Raw genomic sequence first — 16,369 nt, forward strand, 5'->3', positions numbered from 1 at the left:
TGAATGCAGATGACACTGAATAAAGTTACTTATATGTTGAGCGACCCTGGGAAATTCGGCATGCGGATGTTGATAGCCGGGGGCGCCGGGTTGATCCTGTCGATCCTGGGTTGGGTGCTGGATGCAGACCGATTTTTCCATGCCTACCTGACAGCCTTTGTCTTCTGGACATCGATCGGGCTGGGAGCATTGTTTTTCACGATGCTGCACCATCTGGTCGGGGCGCGCTGGAGTGTGGTGATCCGACGGATCTCCGAGAGTATCATGATGGTGCTTCCGTATATGGCGGCGCTATTCATACCGGCGTTGATCGGGATGCATTCGCTCTATCACTGGAGCCATGCGGATGCGGTGGCGCATGATGCGTTGTTGCAGGCGAAGTCCGGGTATCTCAATCAGACCTTTTTCATCATCCGGACAGTGTTTTTCTTTGCGATCTGGTCTTTGCTGGCGATCAAGCTGCACAAGCTTTCGCTGAAGCAGGATAAGGGAGACACGCAGGCGATCGGCGATGCGATGCGCAAGACCAGCGCATGGGGAATGCTCCTGTTTGCCGTGACCGTGACTTACGCGGGGTATGACTGGCTGATGTCATTAAACCCACATTGGTTCTCGACAATTTTCGGCGTCTATTTCTTTGCGGGTGGGCTGCTGTCGGTGATCGCGTTCATGACGCTGATCGCGTTGGCGCTCCGTCGGAAGGGGATACTAGCCGACACGATAACGGTGGAACACTACCATGACCTGGGCAAGCTGATGTTTGCCTTCACGGTTTTTTGGACCTACATCGGATTCTCCCAGTATTTCCTGATCTGGTATGGTAACGTGCCGGAGGAGACTGTCTGGTATCTGGCGCGATGGGAAGGGAGCTGGCAGTTTGTCAGCATGGTGATCCTGTTCGGACATTTTGTGCTGCCGTTTGTGGCGCTGCTGTTCCGGGCGACCAAGCGGACACCGATCGCCCTGACGTTGATCGGGTGCTGGATCCTCCTGATGCACTGGGTCGATATGTATTGGCTGGTGTATCCGACGCTGCTCAAAGAGGGAGCGAGCATCAACTGGATCGAACCGGCGACCATGCTATTTATCGGCGGTGTCTTTCTCTGGGGATTCTGGGGACGCTTCTCGCGTCACCCGCTGATCCCGGTGCAGGATCCGAAACTGGCCGGATCGATCAATCACGTTAATCCGTTCTGAGGAGAGATATGTCAAGTACCTCACCTGATCATCACGACAAGCCATTCGGCTATGAGAAGCGCGACGCCAATCTCAAGGTGATCGGCCTGGTGACCGCCGCTACGGCGTTGTTCGTGATCCTGTCGGTTATCGTGGTGGACAATATTTTCGTGCTGACAAAAGAAGAGATCATTTACGATACGGTGTTAAAGCCGGAGTCGATCTCGTATCGTGACCTGCGGGCGCGGGAAGACGAGATCCTGAATTCTTACAAGATCCTAGATGCCGCCAAGGGCGTCTATCAGATCCCCATAGACCGGGCGATGCAGCTCGTGGCCGACGAGGCCTATCGAGCAGGAACCGGCCCTCGGTAAGCATAGACTTGCTCGGTCCGTTATAAGCAGTTTTAGGTGAACTTTCCCCGATGGGGGCTGTTCACGCAGTATGGTCTTCAAGGGCATGAACATGGACAAAACAAGGTTTTATTTATCCTGTTTCCTTCTCAGTTTTCTTTTGATTCTGACTGGAGAATCGCCTTTATTGAGCCAAGTTGTCCTTGATTCGGTACCGGAATTAGCCGGAGTCGGGATCACCGAACATCTGGGCGAGACGGTCCCGATGGATCTGGCGTTCACTGATGAAACCGGGCGTCGAGTGACCCTGGCCGACTATTTCAAGTCGGACAAGCCGGTGATCCTGAATCTCGTTTACTATCAGTGCCCGATGCTTTGCAATCTGGTGCTGAACGGGATGGTGACCGGGGTCAAGGGGATGGATTGGTTGCCAGGGGAGAAGTTCGATCTGGTGGCGGTGTCGATCAATCCGGCGGAGACCTGGCAGTTGGCCGCGGCGAAAAAAGAGAATTATCTGGCGGAATTGGGGAGACCGGGGGCAGAGGCCGGCTGGCATTTCCTGGTAGGTGATTCGACGCAATCGCGAGCGTTGGCCAAGGCGGTCGGGTTCGGCTACAAATATGATGAAGAGCAGAAGGAGTTTGCTCACTCGGCGGCGGCCTTTGTGCTGATGCCGGATGGGAAGATCTCCCGCTATTTGTATGGAATAGAATTCAGTCCCCGCGATCTGAAGCTGGCCCTACTGGAGGCTTCGGACGGGAAGATCGGAAATACGCTCGATCGGCTGATCCTTTACTGCTTCCACTATGATCCGCAGGCGAAAGGGTATGTACTTTTCGCGACGAATGTGATGCGGATCGGTGGGGCGTTGTCGGCGATCATTTTGGGAATATTCGTGGCGCTGTTGTGGCGACATGAGCGAAAAAACCGTCAGCGGCAGTTGGCTCTTTCAGTCGACGGGTCGATGACGGGAAATCGGAGATAACGGAAAGTTATGGACACAACGGGCAACCTGTTTTTGCCACCGGCGAATTCGACGCTGGCCAGTGAGATCGATCCGCTCTGGGGATTTCTCTTCTGGTCGAGCACTATCATGTTCATCATTGTCGTCGCGCTGATCACCTTCTTCGTGGTGAAGTACCGTCGACGGGGTGAGGATACGCTGACGACCGGGGTATCACACAACACGACGCTGGAAGTTCTCTGGACGGTGATCCCGACCGTATTGGTGATGGTCATTTTCGTCTGGGGATTCAAGTCGTTCATCAAGTTCTATGTGGCACCCAAAGATGCGCTGGAAGTCAAAGTGACCGGGCAGAAGTGGTTCTGGTCGTTTGATTATCCGGCCGGCGCGAATACGGTCAACGAACTGACCGTACCGGTTGGGAAGCCGATCAAGTTGCTGATGTCGTCCAAGGATGTGCTGCACAGTTTTTATGTCCCGAATTTCCGCATCAAGCGCGATGTGTTGCCGAACCGGTACCAGGTGGCATGGTTCGAAGCGACCCAGGTCGGCGAATACCAGATATTCTGTACAGAATACTGCGGTAAGGGACACTCCGAGATGCTGGGGAAGGTGAAAGTGGTATCGGAGACAGATTTCAATAAGTGGCTGGAGTCATCATCGGGGATGGGCGAAGGGATGTCTCTTGAAGAGTTCGGGGCGCAGTTGTACAAGTCAAAGGCGTGTGTCACCTGCCATACGCTGGATGGAAAGAAGCTGGTTGGTCCGAGTTTCCTTGGGCTATTTGGCCGCCAGGAGGCGATGACCGATGGCCAGCGGTTGGTTGCGGATGAAAATTACATACGCGAGTCGATCCTCGACCCGCGCGCGCATATCGTCAACGGGTATGATCCGGTAATGCCGACCTATCAGGGGATCCTGAAAGACCGTCAGATCGACGCCCTGATCGCTTACATAAAGACGCTGAAATAATCGAGGATAGGTAATAGAATGGAAAATGTCATTCCCCAGACGCATTACCTGAACAGTCCGAAGGGCTGGAAGAGCTGGCTGTTTACGCTCGATCACAAGCGGATCGGGATCATGTATTTTGCGGCGATCATGTTCTTCTTTTTCTTCGCGGGAGCGCTGGCGATCGTGCTTCGCACGGAGCTGTTGAATCCCGGCCAGGATTTCATGAATGCCGAAGCGTATAACCGGATATTCACGCTGCATGGCGCGATCATGATCTTCCTCTTTATCATTCCATCGATCCCGGCGGCATTGGGGAATTTTGTCTTGCCGCTGATGATCGGGGCAAAGGATGTCGCGTTCCCACGGCTTAACCTGGCAAGCTGGTATGTGTTTGTCTTTGGCGCTTTCTTCGGGATATACTCACTGATCACCGGCGGCGCGGATACCGGCTGGACATTTTATACGCCATACAGCACGAGTTCAACCTCCTCGGTTTCTTCGATGTTGCTGGCGGCGTTCATTCTCGGGTTTTCTTCGATCTTCACCGGAATCAACTTCATTGTAACGATACACAAGCTTCGAACACCGGGGCAGACCTGGTTTAAGTTGCCGCTGATGGTCTGGGCGCTCTATGCTACGGCGCTGATCCAGGTGCTGGCGACGCCGGTGCTGGCGATCACGCTGGTGCTGCTGCTGCTGGAACGGACAATGGGGATCGGGATATTTGACCCGGCGATGGGTGGTGATCCGGTCTTGTATCAGCATTTCTTCTGGTTCTATTCTCATCCGGCGGTGTATATCATGATCCTGCCAGGGATGGGGATCATCAGCGAGTTGATCTCGCATATGTCGCACCGGAAGATCTTCGGTTATAACGCGATCGCGTTTTCATCGTTTGGTATTGCGCTTGTTTCGTTCCTGGTCTGGGGACACCATATGTTCACCTCGGGGCAGTCGGAACTGGCGGCGGTGATCTTCTCGTTCCTCACGTTTTTTGTCGGGATACCATCGGGGGTAAAGGTCTTCAACTGGGTCATGACATTATATAAGGGGCAGATCAGTTTGCGGACCCCGATGCTGTATACATTGTCATTCCTGATCCTATTTACGATCGGCGGGTTGACCGGGATATTTCTGGGCGCCCTGTCGGTGGATATCCATGTACATGACACGTATTTCGTCGTCGCCCACTTCCACTATGTGATGATGGGGGGGACAGTGATGGCGCTGTTGGGCGGGATACACTTCTGGTGGCCGAAGATGTTCGGGCGGATGTACAACGAGTTCTGGGCGAGCACCGCAGCAGTGATCATCTTCATCGGTTTCAACATGACCTTTTTCACGCAGTTCATCCTGGGGTCTCTCGGGATGCCGCGACGATATTTCACATATCTGGACCAGTATCATGGCCTGCATGCCTTTTCAACCTACGGCGCCTGGGTGCTCGGGCTCGGCTTCCTCATTATGGGTATCTACCTGGTGCACTCATTGATCAAGGGGAAGCCGGCAGGGAATAACCCGTGGGGAGCGCTCGGCTTCGAGTGGGAGACGACCTCTCCGCCGCCGACCGAGAACTTCTTCACGCAGCCGCAGGTAACGCATGGTCCGTACGACTATGACAAAGTTTTGATCCAGCGCGAACCGGATCGGTTGCGCTAAACCCCGACGAGGTAATGAAGAGAATGGCGAACCACGCACAGTCGCATTCATCGCTCGACGAACATGTCGCGCACCATTTCACCGATGCCGAGCAGCAGCGGGATTCCGCAAAGCTCGGGATGTGGGTGTTTCTGCTGACCGAAGTTTTGTTCTTCGGCGGGCTCTTCTGCGCTTACGCGATCTTCAAATCCTGGAATCCGGAGATGTTCCATGCCGCACACAAGGCGCTGGATGTCAAGATGGGGTTCATTAATACGCTGGTGCTGATCACGAGTTCGGTGACGATGGCGCTGGCGATCCGGTCGATGCAGGTGGGGAACAAAAAGGCGACGATGTATAATCTGATCGCCACGCTGGTATTCGCCGGCATCTTCCTGGTGATCAAGTATTTCGAGTATTCGCACAAATTCCACCTGGGGCAGCTTCCGGGGAAATATTACACGTTTACGGGGATCGAAGGGACCAACCCGCATATCTTCTTCTCGATCTATTTCGTGATGACCGGGATCCACGGGCTTCACGTGATCGGCGGTATGATCGCGATCGCCATCATGCTGTACAAAACGAAGAACGACCAGTTTAATGCGGCGTATTACAACCCGATCGAGGTGACCGGCCTGTACTGGCATCTGGTCGACCTGATCTGGATCTTCCTGTTCCCCCTTCTTTACCTGGTGTCGTGAGGAGAGCAAACAATGTCTACTAGTCATACGACCGGTCATGCGCAGCATCATATTACACCGTTAAAGGTCTACCTGCTTATCGGGGGGATCCTGCTGGTGATGACGGCTGTCACAGTGGCGGTAGCCGGGATCGATTTTGGTCCGGCCAATATTCTGATCGCCATGTTGATCGCGGGGTTCAAGGCGAGCCTGGTCGCGTTTTTCTTCATGCATCTCTGGTATGACAATAAGCTCTATTTCCTGATCTTCTTCAGTTCGCTGGCGTTTTTGGCGGTTTTCATTGGGTTAACCATGTTTGATACTGAGCGCCGGTATGAGCTGGAGAGGATAGTGGATGGTCCGATCGAGCCGAAGGCGATCATTTATCAGAATGCGCCGACAACTCCTCCAGCACCCGGTGGGGCGACAGTCACGGACAGCGCCAACGCGGCGGTTGATACGATGATGGCCCCGGTCGACAGTGCGGCCGCGAGCGGCCATTAGACTCTACTTTGCACTTGCGCACCGGGCGATCGGCGCGTAGTGTAGTGGCGATGCCACGGGGCGGCAGACGGAATTTTCGCCCCGGAAATGAGCCGCCAGATGCAATCCTTTCGTCGCCTCGCATTCTTCTCAACCATAGCCACATACATATTGATCTTTGTCGGGGGGCTGGTCCGGGTCTCCGGAGCGGGACTGGGCTGTCCTGACTGGCCGAAGTGCTACGGCCGGTGGTTTCCTCCGTTGTCGGTCAGCGATCTTCCACCGGATATTGGCGCGACCAGCCTGACGGTGGTTTTGTCATGGATCGAGTATGTCAACCGACTGGTCGGGGTGTCGGTTGGATTCCTGATCCTGGCGGTGGCGATCATGGCATTGGTCAAGTACCGTCACCTTCCGAAGATTCTCTGGCCATCGCTGGCGGCGGCGGTGTTGGTCGCTTATCAGGGGTGGCAAGGGGGGAAGGTGGTTACCTCGGAGCTGGAGCCGCTCCTTATTTCCATGCATCTTCTGCTCTCGTATCTGATCGTCAGTCTCTTGATCTATGTGACTCAGCAGACCTACTACCAGACGGTGCCGGCCGGTGAAACGGCCCGGCCAAAGTATCCGTCACAGGCGGTGCGCTGGTGCGGGTGGCTTTGGGTTGGCGGGATGTTGCAGATCGTGCTGGGGACTCAGGTGCGTGAGGCGATCGAAATGATCGCTCGAGAATTTCCACTGCTTAAGGATAGCCAGTTGATAAGTCAGGTTGCGGTCTGGAATGATATTCACATGATATCAGGCGCGTTGATGGTCTTTTTCACTTGGTTTGCAGGATACTCAATACTCCGGATGAGTCAGCAAATCTCCCAATTAGTCCGGTTGGCGTTGCGGGGGATGATGCTTCTGATGTTGGTCGAACTTCTGCTTGGGCTGTTCTTCTATGCATTTGGACTGGCGCCGATTGCGCAGCTTTTTCACCAGTGGGCGGCGGGTCTGTTCATTGGATTGGCGATGGTGGCGTTTTTCGGCGTGCGACATACCGGGGCAGATATTGTCTCCTATGGCAGGTCGTTTGCGAGAGTGCTGATGCCGATGGCGGCGGGAGTTATCGGGCTGGCACTGATCGCTTACCTGGTGGTCGACCGTGCCGAAGCGGAGCGGCAGAGTCTGCCGGTCAATACTCCGGTGCCGGAGTTTCAGTTTGTGGAGCGGAGTGGTCAGCCATTTGGATTGGAAGAACTGAAAGGGAAAGTCAATATAGTCGAGTTCTTCTTCACCAGTTGTCGCGGGCCCTGTCCGGCGATGAATGCGACATTCAGCGAGCTATACCGGGAGTATGCCGGGAGCGAGCAACTTCGATTGGTTTCAATCACCGTTGATCCAGAGACAGACACGCTGGAGACGCTCAGGGAATACGCGCAGCGATTCAACGTGACCGATGACCGCTGGGTCTTTATCCGCGGAGAGATGGACCAGGTGGTCTGGCTGGCGGAGAAGGGGTTTGGGGTGAGCGGAGATCTGCCCGGCATGCACAGCACGAAGTTCATTCTGGTCGACCCTGCGGGAAATATCAGGGGATATTATGCGTATGATGATCCGGGTGCACTGAAGCTGCTTCGGGCGCATGCAGCGGTACTGGCAAAGGAGATGTTGTGACAGTTCAGGACCTTCCATCCGTCAATGCGACGCTTAACCTCATCAGTTCGCTCTTTTTGCTCCTGGGGTATATCTATGTGAAGCGGGGGAAGCCGGAGATTCATAAGAAACTGATGATAAGTGCGCTGGTATCATCGGCACTGTTTCTCATCTGCTACCTGGTATATCATTATGCGGTTGGCTCGGTCCCGTATGCAAAACAGGATTGGACTCGCCCGGTTTACTTTGCGATTCTCATTCCTCATGTGATATTGGCGGCGGTGATGGTGCCATTTATCCTGCTGGCGGTCTGGCATGCCTTCCGGGGGAATTTTGTCAAACATACGCGCATTACGAAATGGCTCTGGCCAGTCTGGATGTTTGTGTCGGTATCGGGGGTTGTCGTATATCTTATGCTTTACCAGTTGTAGCCCTCAATGGAAACTGCATTGGCGGCGGGTCGTATAAGGGGCATTGGCCAATCCAGAGGAAAGGGAGCGGGTCATCAATGTTCAGATCGTTAGCGAATCGTTCTGTTTTCAGTCTGTTTGTTCTCTCCACGATATTCTCTCTCAGTTTCATCACTCCAACCGTCGCTCAGGATAGAAAGATCATCAGCATTACACCGGTGGTGAAGATCGCTATCGAGGGGATGGTGCGCGACTTTGACAGCCAGCAGCCGATTCCCTTTGCGACTGTGCAGGTCGAAGGGACGGGGCAGTCGACGGTCGCGAATGACGCGGGGAGATACCGGTTGATCGTGGAACAAGGGCTGGAGTATCGTCTCAAGTGCAGTCATATCGCCTATTATTCAGAGCGAGTGACGGTGATTGCGGTTGAGGGAGGAGTCAGTCAGGACTTCGCCCTGCATCCGGCGATGATCGAAATTCCCGGGACCAGCGTGTTTGACCGGGCGGTCGATCCGGCGCAGCGGATCATTCTCGAGGCGATCGCACGGAAAAAGGATATTCTGAGCAAACTGCATGACTATAGTTTTGATGCCTATACCAAGCTGGTGGTGCGGGACAGCAAAAAGCCGGATTCGCTCAATATCCTTTTGATCACGGAAACGCAGGTGACCTGTTATTGGGAGCAACCGGACAAATACAAAGAGGTGATCACGGCGCGGAAACAGTCCAAGAATATCGAGGCTGAAAACAATCTCGTGACGGTGGGGGAGATACTCAATTTCAATAAGAATCGAATTGAGGCCGGGGAGATGTCGATCGTTTCACCAACAGCCAACGATGCGCTTGATTTCTATGACTATTCGCTGATGGATACGACTTTCATTGACAGTCAGCGGGTCTTTGTGCTGGCAATCGAACCGAAGAATGACCTTGAGACATTGTTCAAGGGGACGATCCATATCGCGGATTCTACCTTCGATGTGGTGGCGGTTGATGTCGGTTTCAGCGGCCTTCGGTCGGCATTCATCAAGAATCCCCGTTATAGCCAGCACTGTGCGCAATTCAACAATGAGTATTGGTTGCCGGTGGAGATACGGTTTGGCGCCGATGTCAAACTGCCGATCCCTTTTCCGGGATTTCCGAGTGAGATGTCGTTTCAGCATGTGGCCTCGCTCCATAATTTCAGTATTGAGCAAGGGATTAAGAAGGGGACATTTGGTGAAATTGTACTGGAAGTGACAGAGGAGGCCGACTCGTTTGATTCGACTGCCTGGAACAACCAGCAGTCAATACCATTGACGCAGGATGAAATGACTGGCTATCAACGGATCGACTCGCTGGAATCGGTGCCGAAACCGATCGGGAAGCAGTTGGCGATGGCGCTGATCGGGCTGCCTTTCATCGTGTCTACCAGGGATGAACTTTTCCATTTCAATCGCGCCGAGGGGGCATACCTCGGGTATGGTATGTACTCTAACAAACTACTTCCGCGAACATCATTGAACGGCGGGGTCGGGTACGCCTTTGGAGCGGAGTACTGGCAATGGCGGGTTGGCGCGTATTTTGAGCCATTGAAAACGTGGCCGCTTACGGCATATGCAGGGTATCATGATTATACATGGCGCCGTGCGACGGTCATTCATAGGTGGGGGAGTAATATGACTCTGCCGGCGCTGTGGAACCAAACCGACCCGTTTGACTACTTTAAGGAGAAAGGATTTTCGCTTGGCCTTTCAACCAAACTGGTCAACCAGACTCGGCTTTCGATCGGATACGGTAATTTCCATCAGAAATCAATGGCACTGGCATCGGATTCACTCAATAGCGATTACAGCTTTTTTGGTGAAGAGGACTCAATTCGGGCAAATCCGGCCATAGCTGACGGACACCTAAGAGACCTCTCCGTCGGATTCAGCGTTGATACACGGCCCCGCATGTTGCGTAAAGGGAAGACTGAGGTGGTAGGAGAGCCGTTGTATTCGGAGTTTTCTGTTGGGCTGGTGCATACATCGCCCGGCTTGCTCAAAAGCGATTTTGATTTCACCAGTTATCACGCGACTCTCTTTCATCGGCAGCGAACTTTGGGCATGGGGGTGACGTCATTATGGGCATATTACGGCGCATCGGATAAGCCATTGCCGCCACAGCGCTACTTTACAATGGAATACAGTCCTCTCGACTTTTATCAGGACCGGTCATTCAAAACGCTCGATCAGACACTTTTCGCCGGTGACCGGCTGTTTGCAGTCAGCATGCGGCATGAGTTCCGGAGATCGCTTTGGGTGAAAAGCGGGTTGCCGGTGATAAAGAAGATCCCCTGGTGGCTGAGTGTACATGGCGGGGCGTTCTGGAGTGACTTCAAGCATCAGCCTGACCCGGATCAGATCTATGGTCAGGTGGCGCGCAAGGCGTATTCGGAGATCGGGTTTTCATTGGGGAATCTGACGCCATTTATCTCGCCGTTCAATTTCAGCGCGGGGTTTACCTGGCAGTTGTCCGCCTACGAAACGAGCGATTGGACATTTAGTTGGGGAATTGAGTTCTAAAGCAAAAGCATGAGCGACCTACGTTTTAGTATAGTCTCTGAAGAGGGAGCGTTGGTCGGGGTAGCGCTTCATGCGGGGAATCGCGTTCGGCCAAACCTACTGGATCACTTTGCCCTGACTGAGATCGAGCGACTCTATGAAGAGGACCCCGGGACAGATCTGTTGGCGGAAATTGCTCCCACCAGACTAATCTCCCACATATCCCGTTTTGAGCATGACCTAAATCGACCACGTGAAAAGGCTGTGTATCGACATCCCGATGATGCGTGGGGAATGACAGTGTGGAAAACAGACTTGCCGGATGCGGCAATTGCTGAGTCACTGGACCATTACGACGAATTCTATCGAACTGCTCAAGCGATGTTGCGGCACAAAGTCGAGAAATACGGGAAAGCCCTCGTGCTTGATTTGCATTCATATAATCACCGTCGGTCCGGACCGACGATGCCTGCCGCGGATAGCTCCGGCAATCCAACGATAGAGATCGACACAACCGAAACGAACCGGCAGCGTTGGTCGGGCCAAATTGATCGCCTGATCGAATGCTTGCGAGATCAAACGTGGAATGGCGAGAGGTTGGATGTTCGAGAGAATGTCAGATTCAGAGGTCCGGGGCATTTTGCCAAATGGGTCGAGGAGAGTTTTGGTGGATCGATCTGCGTGGTTTCCATCGAGGCGAAGAAGGTGTACATGGATGAATGGACCGGGGAGATAGACCAGACATCGGTAGAATCACTGCGGCGAGTACTCAAGATTGGAGTTGAGGCTCTGTCTGAGAGAATATTCGGCGAATAAAAAAAGCGAGGCATCACTACCTCGCTTTGTCATCTGCGGAGCGGTCGGCTTAGTTTGTCGCCCGCTTGGCTTCGTACTTTCGGTACAGCTCTTTCTGCTTATTATCCAAATCGACCTTTCGACCACCAATGTATGCTTGTGTAACGTTGTGGGTGAGGGGGTCGAGGATATCTCCTCTGGAGACGATCAGCGTCGCTTTCTTGCCGATTTCGAGCGAGCCGATCTCTTTATCAACGCCAAAAAGCTGAGCCGGGATAAGGGTGATAGCCCGAAGCGCCAGATCTTTGTCCAATCCATAAGCGACCGCATTGCCTGCCTGGAAGGGGAGATTGCGCGAACCCCATGTATCGAATGTCCCGAAACAGAAGGTAACTCCGGCTCTGGCCAGGAGTGCCGGAATGCTGTATGCGAGGTCATAGGCATCATCATGTCGCATCGGCATTGAGGTAGTTGGTGCGACAATCACGGGGATGGAATTGGCGGTTAGCAATTCGGCGACTTTCCACGCCTCACGTCCACCAGAGATCATCAGTTTAAAGCCAAAGCGTTTGCTGAAGGCAACGGCTTCTTCGATCTGTCGCTGATCATCGGCCGAGATGATGACTGGAAGCTCGCCGGAGAAGACCGGGAGCATCGCTTCCCATCGGGTATCCTGCTTGATATTGGGATCGGCTTGTTTGGCCAGAGAATAGGCGTGGGCACTTTCAAAGAGCTGGGCGATGGCGACCCGGTTCTCGGTCATCTCCTTTTTCTGTTCTTCAACCGTTTTTTCAGACCACCAGGCATCTACAATGGCCGACGAGGGCCATGCCATATGCAGAGCGACGATCGGCTTTTCGGCGGCATCTTCGCGAGTCCAGCCATCCATGTTCATAAGACTGGAGCGTCCCTGAATCAGCGCGCCACCGGACACGACGAGGCAAGTGAGGACACCGTTGGAGCGTACAGTTGGAATGATCTCCGAATCGGGGCTGTAGGCGACCCAGGCTTTCAGGTCGGCATTGTTGCGGCCGATTTCGTTGTTATCGTTGGAGCCGCGGACTGAGCCAACTTCGACCAGGCCGACCTGCGTGTATCCATTGATAAGTCCGGGATAGACCATTTGACCGGTAACATCAATCACCTCCGCACCAGCGGGGGGCGTGATGCCGCGGGCGATCTGGGTGATACGACCATTCTCAAAGAGCAGATCAGTATTCTCCAGAACACCATTGGAAATGGTGTAGAGGGTGCCGCCTTTGAGGAGAATCGGAGCGGTCTGCGGTGCGCCGGGAATATAATCATGGGCGCAGATCGATGCTGCTGTCAGCACCAGCAGCAGGGAGAGGAGTTTAGTGAGTCGCATGGTATTCATTCCACTCCTTCCAGTAGTCGAATTGATCTTCGCAGTCCCACTCTCGTTCGCGTGGTTTGTATCCTTCGCGCCATCGTCCCTTAAAATCGGAGGGTGCAGAGAGCGCCTTCTGAATGAGAGCCGCCTTCTCAGTGAGAATCGCGACGCGGGCTTTCAGGTCGGTCTCGATATCAAAATAAACGCGGCCATCGATCAAGGTCATTTCCGGTTTTGAATAGATAGAGAGCGGATTACCATTCCAGACGACCAGATCAGCATCTTTGCCGACTTTGATAGACCCGACGCGGTCATCGATCTTCAACTGCTTGGCGGGATTGATGGTGACCATCTTGATGGCATCAAGCTCGCTCATGCCGCCATACATGATCGACTTGGCGGCTTCGTGAGCGAGGCGACGGCCAAGTTCCGGGCTATCGGAATTGATCGAAGTAATAATGCCGCGCTCATTCATCATAGCCGGGTTATGCGGGATGGCGTCGTACACCTCGAACTTGTAGGCCCACCAGTCAACGATGGATGAGGCGGTGGCGCCGTGCTTGGCCATCTCATCGGCGACCTTGTATCCCTCAGTGACGTGGGTGAAGTTTTGGACTTTGAAGCCGAATTCCTCGGCCAGCCGCATCAGCATCAGAATCTCAGTGTACACATAGGAGTGACAGTGGATCAGCATTTTGTTGGTGATGATGTCGAGGGTTGCCTCGAGATTGAGGTCACGACGCGGTGGGATGGTCCGTTCCTTCTCTCTGGCCGGGAGCGCGTTATATTTCTTCCAATCATCGCCATACTCGCGCGCCGCCTGGTAAACATCGCGGAGAATCGATTCCACACCCTGTCGGCTCTGCGGGTAACGGATGCTGTACTGTTCGCCCCAGTTGCTCTGCTTGACGTTTTCGCCGAGCGCCATTTTGACGGTCGGGATGGTGTTAGCAAACTTGAGTTCTTCAGAGGAGGCACCCCAGCGAGGTTTGATGATCTGGGCCTGTCCGCCAATCGGGTTGGCAGAGCCATGCAGGATCTGCAGAGTGGTGACACCGGAGGCGACGGCCCGATAGAGGTTGATATCATCGGGGTCGATTATGTCGCCGATGCGGACCTCGGGGGTGGTGATCAGAGTTCCCTCATTTATATCACCGGAGCCAGCGATATGGGAGTGTTCATCGATAATGCCAGCCGTCAACTGTTTGCCGGTACCATCGATGATAGTTGCGCCGGCAGGTTCAGGAATTGACTTGCCGATCCTGACGATCTTCCCATTCTGAATCAGCAGGTCGGTATTCTCAAGGATACCATCGGCTTCGGAGGTCCAGATGGTTGCATTCCTGATCAACAGGTTGGCGACCGGAGGAAGCTGCGTGACCCCGTATGCTTTGTTGGGGAAGGTGACATTGGAAACCAGTGATGGCGGTTTCTTCGTTTTGGCGGAGTCAGCGGCGGCCGGGTCGAACGGAGAGGAGAGTGTTGCCTGGATATTTTCAATGCTGAGATCCGGCATGGTCGCGCGGCCGACCAATCTGTCGTTCTCCTTGCGGAAAGCAATGCGGGCGACTCCCTGCATGCCGAGGCTGTCCATTCTGAGAGCGAAGGTCATTTCATCGCGGGTGACATTGATCTGGTCGAGCGAGAGTTTTGTATCTCCCGATTTGATCTCACCGCGCAGAGTATCGAGCTGGCCCTTGAGACTGAGCGAGAGCTCGCGGCCATTCAATCCCATCAAATAATTCCCGCGGAAATCGACCTGGTCGAGGGGGATGAATTCGCGACGGTCCCCTTTGACCACTGCACCGAAGAGGTGGGTGGTTTCGCTGAAGATATCGCCATCGGTGATGATGAAGTTGGCCAGTTTTCCTCTTTCGAGGGTGCCAAGTTCCGACTCCAGTCCGCAGATGCGGGCCGGGACGGTGGTCAGCGCCGCGAGCGCTACGGAGGGGGAGAGTCCATAACTGATCGCCTGACGGATATTTTTGAGGAACTGGCTGGTCTCTTTAAGGCGATAGGTAGTGAAGGCGAATTTGATGGCGGCTTTGTCCAGCATGGCAGCATTGGCCGGTGCCTGCTCCCAATAGCGGAGATCCGCGAGATTAACATCGAGGTCATCTTCCGCCTCTTTGACATTAGGCGGTTTCGGGTAGTTGACCGGGATGATGAGCGTCTGATTGAGCGCGGCGATCTCAGCGGCGCGTTCATATTCATGTCCCGAACCGACATGGATGAACGGGATCTTGAATTCTGCAGAGATCCGTCCGGCGCGCAAGAGCGAGAGTTCATCATCGGTTTCGAAGATGATCGGTTCGTTGGCAAGTTGCCCGAGAGCGGCGATGGAAAGGTTGAACTCCGGCATCGGTTGCTGCGGATTGAGGCGATAGGCGGCGTGCGCTTTGCGATACCAGTCAACATCGAGGAAGGATTGCCGGATAAGAGCGATACTGCCCATCAGCGAAGATGGGTATTCTTGAGTTGACATCCCCTTGTTGAAAGAGGCGAAATGCCAGGAGTGTGTTTTGAGGAGGAGGCCATTGGAGAGACCGGTATCGACCAGGGTCACAAATGAGCGCCCGCGGAAAACACCATCCAGTGAGCCCGATTGCACAGTCGTGATACCCTGGCGTAGAAGTTCCTCGGCTCGTTTGGCATCGGGAGAGAATCCTGAGACAGTATTCAGTTCCGCATGAATAGCATCGTTCCAGGAATCAGCGCCCTGTCGATTTGCTTCGTACTGCGGACGAGCGTTACGCTGGCGATTTGGCTTTTCCGGTACAGGTAATCCGTACTGACCATACGGATCAATGAAGCCGGGGTAAATGGTCTTACCCTTGAGATCGACGACAACTGCACCGTCCGGAATCTGCACTTTTTCACCGACTGCCTGAATCTTTCCCTGCTCGACAATGAGAATGCCTGACGGAATTGTCAGGTCAGGGGAGACGACGATCCTGGCGTTGATGTAGGCTTTGAGGTCCGGGGTTTTGGTTCTGACGCCGAAAGGAGGGGTGGTTTGGGCGCCGAGGCCGGTAGCCAGCGCCAACAACAGGACGAGTAACCGTATCATCATATCCGGATAGAATAGTAAAATAAAGGCAGGGATGCAACGGCTTTGCTTGCCTAACATAGACTGAGAGGCCCAACGATTCCTTGTATCTTCAAGTCTCTCAAGCCGAAGTAGTGCAATAATTCAACACCGTTTGACCTAAACTGGACAACAAGGTAGCCGAACAGTTAGGTAAGTCGAAGTGAATTCGACAAACCGATGCCGGCCTATGGCCGGAACGGCGGTACTGGTTGTACTGGGGCAGCAAATACAGTCGACTAAAGAGGGGCGGTACGCGCGGATCTTATCTGCGCATTGCGAAATCCATCGCAAGGGCCGCAATAGACCGGAGG

13 protein-coding genes are annotated in these 16,369 nt (G+C 54.0%); 11 read left to right on the forward strand and 2 right to left on the reverse strand.

The window, feature by feature from the left end; translation table 11 throughout:
• Window positions 1–9: 9 nt before the first annotated feature.
• The 11 genes from IPH75_09630 (at window position 10) to IPH75_09680 (ending at window position 11,637) form a co-directional block, all read left to right on the forward strand.
• Window positions 10–1,197: a hypothetical protein gene (locus IPH75_09630; protein MBK7142327.1), complete on the forward strand. Its 1,188-nt coding sequence runs from the start codon at window positions 10–12 to the stop codon at window positions 1,195–1,197.
• Between the two features lie 8 nt (window positions 1,198–1,205).
• Complete coding sequence (locus IPH75_09635) at window positions 1,206–1,550, forward strand: hypothetical protein (protein MBK7142328.1); 345 nt, start codon at window positions 1,206–1,208, stop codon at window positions 1,548–1,550.
• 166 nt (window positions 1,551–1,716) lie between these two features.
• Complete coding sequence (locus tag IPH75_09640; GenBank protein MBK7142329.1) at window positions 1,717–2,514, forward strand: SCO family protein; 798 nt, start codon at window positions 1,717–1,719, stop codon at window positions 2,512–2,514.
• 9 nt (window positions 2,515–2,523) lie between these two features.
• On the forward strand, window positions 2,524–3,465 hold the full coding sequence (gene coxB / locus IPH75_09645) for a cytochrome c oxidase subunit II (GenBank protein MBK7142330.1): 942 nt from the start codon (window positions 2,524–2,526) through the stop codon (window positions 3,463–3,465).
• A gap of 18 nt (window positions 3,466–3,483) precedes the next feature.
• Window positions 3,484–5,106 carry a cytochrome c oxidase subunit I gene (gene ctaD / locus IPH75_09650; protein ID MBK7142331.1) on the forward strand — a complete coding sequence of 541 codons (1,623 nt, stop codon included), beginning with the start codon at window positions 3,484–3,486 and terminating at the stop codon, window positions 5,104–5,106.
• A gap of 23 nt (window positions 5,107–5,129) precedes the next feature.
• On the forward strand, window positions 5,130–5,789 hold the full coding sequence (locus IPH75_09655; protein MBK7142332.1) for a cytochrome c oxidase subunit 3 family protein: 660 nt from the start codon (window positions 5,130–5,132) through the stop codon (window positions 5,787–5,789).
• Window positions 5,790–5,801: 12 nt separating this feature from the next.
• Window positions 5,802–6,272: a cytochrome C oxidase subunit IV family protein gene (locus tag IPH75_09660; GenBank protein MBK7142333.1), complete on the forward strand. Its 471-nt coding sequence runs from the start codon at window positions 5,802–5,804 to the stop codon at window positions 6,270–6,272.
• A 99-nt stretch (window positions 6,273–6,371) separates the two neighbouring features.
• Window positions 6,372–7,907, forward strand: a complete 1,536-nt coding sequence (locus IPH75_09665) for a COX15/CtaA family protein (protein ID MBK7142334.1) — start codon at window positions 6,372–6,374, stop codon at window positions 7,905–7,907.
• On the forward strand, window positions 7,904–8,317 hold the full coding sequence (locus IPH75_09670) for a DUF420 domain-containing protein (GenBank protein MBK7142335.1): 414 nt from the start codon (window positions 7,904–7,906) through the stop codon (window positions 8,315–8,317). The genes IPH75_09665 and IPH75_09670 overlap by 4 nt, the downstream gene beginning before the upstream one ends.
• A gap of 77 nt (window positions 8,318–8,394) precedes the next feature.
• Window positions 8,395–10,842 (forward strand): carboxypeptidase-like regulatory domain-containing protein, encoded by a 2,448-nt coding sequence (locus IPH75_09675; protein ID MBK7142336.1) that lies wholly within the window; start codon window positions 8,395–8,397, stop codon window positions 10,840–10,842.
• 9 nt (window positions 10,843–10,851) lie between these two features.
• Window positions 10,852–11,637 (forward strand): N-formylglutamate amidohydrolase, encoded by a 786-nt coding sequence (locus IPH75_09680; GenBank protein ID MBK7142337.1) that lies wholly within the window; start codon window positions 10,852–10,854, stop codon window positions 11,635–11,637.
• 49 nt (window positions 11,638–11,686) lie between these two features.
• Here IPH75_09680 and IPH75_09685 read toward each other — a convergent pair whose 3' ends face one another.
• Window positions 11,687–12,982 (reverse strand): amidohydrolase family protein, encoded by a 1,296-nt coding sequence (locus tag IPH75_09685; protein MBK7142338.1) that lies wholly within the window; start codon window positions 12,980–12,982, stop codon window positions 11,687–11,689.
• Complete coding sequence (locus IPH75_09690) at window positions 12,969–16,040, reverse strand: amidohydrolase family protein (protein ID MBK7142339.1); 3,072 nt, start codon at window positions 16,038–16,040, stop codon at window positions 12,969–12,971. The genes IPH75_09685 and IPH75_09690 overlap by 14 nt, the downstream gene beginning before the upstream one ends.
• Window positions 16,041–16,369 lie beyond the last annotated feature (329 nt).

The sequence above is a fragment of the bacterium genome (assembly GCA_016708025.1).
In the GTDB taxonomy this organism is placed as follows: Bacteria; Zixibacteria; MSB-5A5; order GN15; family FEB-12; genus FEB-12.

What these genes read in the sequence shown, in the direction of transcription:
- IPH75_09690 (MBK7142339.1), bottom strand. Translation starts at nt 16,040, where the DNA reads ATGATGATACGGTTACTCGTCCTGTTGTTGGCGCTGGCTACCGGCCTC.
- IPH75_09660 (MBK7142333.1), top strand. Translation starts at nt 5,802, where the DNA reads ATGTCTACTAGTCATACGACCGGTCATGCGCAGCATCATATTACACCG.
- IPH75_09680 (MBK7142337.1), top strand. Translation starts at nt 10,852, where the DNA reads ATGAGCGACCTACGTTTTAGTATAGTCTCTGAAGAGGGAGCGTTGGTC.
- IPH75_09685 (MBK7142338.1), bottom strand. Translation starts at nt 12,982, where the DNA reads ATGCGACTCACTAAACTCCTCTCCCTGCTGCTGGTGCTGACAGCAGCA.
- coxB (MBK7142330.1), top strand. Translation starts at nt 2,524, where the DNA reads ATGGACACAACGGGCAACCTGTTTTTGCCACCGGCGAATTCGACGCTG.
- IPH75_09655 (MBK7142332.1), top strand. Translation starts at nt 5,130, where the DNA reads ATGGCGAACCACGCACAGTCGCATTCATCGCTCGACGAACATGTCGCG.
- IPH75_09665 (MBK7142334.1), top strand. Translation starts at nt 6,372, where the DNA reads ATGCAATCCTTTCGTCGCCTCGCATTCTTCTCAACCATAGCCACATAC.
- ctaD (MBK7142331.1), top strand. Translation starts at nt 3,484, where the DNA reads ATGGAAAATGTCATTCCCCAGACGCATTACCTGAACAGTCCGAAGGGC.
- IPH75_09675 (MBK7142336.1), top strand. Translation starts at nt 8,395, where the DNA reads ATGTTCAGATCGTTAGCGAATCGTTCTGTTTTCAGTCTGTTTGTTCTC.
- IPH75_09630 (MBK7142327.1), top strand. Translation starts at nt 10, where the DNA reads ATGACACTGAATAAAGTTACTTATATGTTGAGCGACCCTGGGAAATTC.
- IPH75_09635 (MBK7142328.1), top strand. Translation starts at nt 1,206, where the DNA reads ATGTCAAGTACCTCACCTGATCATCACGACAAGCCATTCGGCTATGAG.